General features: G+C 51.9%; 1 protein-coding gene. It reads right to left on the minus strand.

The features are described from left to right. Positions 1-153: 153 nt before the first annotated feature. Positions 154-378, minus strand: coding sequence for a hypothetical protein (locus tag P5674_RS26060; RefSeq protein WP_315670507.1), 225 nt, complete (start codon positions 376-378; stop codon positions 154-156). Positions 379-393 lie beyond the last annotated feature (15 nt).

Genomic DNA, 393 nt, shown 5'->3' on the forward strand with positions numbered 1-393 from the left:
GACATTTTCGGTTCCCCCCTCTCTCGTGTTTCTCAGTTGTTGATGATTATATCCCCAACTTTCCCGATTTGGGGCTGGCTCCGACAGACACTCTCCCACTGGGGCGGCGGTAGGTAAATTACCTATAAAGTAGATGTTGCGCGATCGCCTCTTTTATAGTTCCTCTGGGTCTAAACCGAGCGATCGCAACCTTTGCGCCAGACGTTCGGCTCGTTGTTGGGCTTGTTGGGCTCGTTGTTCGGCGGATTGAGCCTTTTGTCGTTCCGCTTCGGCCTTTTGGCGTTCCGCTTCGGCCTTTTGGCGTTCCGCTTCAGCTTTTTGGCGTTCCGCTTCTTCTGGTAACAGGACTAAATTACCTTCCGTATCGTAAAACCGCAACCAAATTGCCTCCTA

The sequence above is a fragment of the Limnospira sp. PMC 289.06 genome (assembly GCF_032350395.1).
Taxonomy (GTDB): Bacteria; Cyanobacteriota; Cyanobacteriia; order Cyanobacteriales; family Microcoleaceae; genus Limnospira; species Limnospira platensis.